Here is a 544-nt window from a genome sequence, read left to right as displayed (position 1 = left end):
AAATGTATGTTCTTTGAAAACTAGATAACAGTGTAGCTCATATTTTTTAATTTTTAGTTTGGTTAAGTTAGAAAGGGCGCACGGTGGATGCCTTGACACTAGGAGTCGATGAAGGACGGGACTAACGCCGATATGCTTCGGGGAGCTGTAAGTAAGCTTTGATCCGAAGATTTCCGAATGGGGAAACCCACCATACGTAATGGTATGGTATCCTTATCTGAATACATAGGGTAAGGAAGACAGACCCAGGGAACTGAAACATCTAAGTACCTGGAGGAAGAGAAAGCAAATGCGATTTCCTGAGTAGCGGCGAGCGAAACGGAACATAGCCCAAACCAAGAGGCTTGCCTCTTGGGGTTGTAGGACATTCTATACGGAGTTACAAAGGAACGAGGTAGACGAAGCGACCTGGAAAGGTCCGTCGTAGAGGGTAACAACCCCGTAGTCGAAACTTCGTTCTCTCTTGAATGTATCCTGAGTACGGCGGAACACGTGAAATTCCGTCGGAATCTGGGAGGACCATCTCCCAAGGCTAAATACTCCC

Annotated in this window: 1 rRNA gene; it reads left to right on the top strand. The window is 46.5% G+C overall.

Annotated elements, in window-relative coordinates:
- Positions 1-60: 60 nt before the first annotated feature.
- A 23S ribosomal RNA gene (locus L323_RS24620) occupies positions 61-544 on the top strand; the annotation flags it as partial.

Source organism: Ruminiclostridium papyrosolvens C7 (assembly GCF_000421965.1).
GTDB classification, from domain to species: domain Bacteria; phylum Bacillota; class Clostridia; order Acetivibrionales; family DSM-1351; genus Ruminiclostridium; species Ruminiclostridium papyrosolvens_A.
This window is presented reverse-complemented; position numbering and strand designations above follow the sequence as displayed.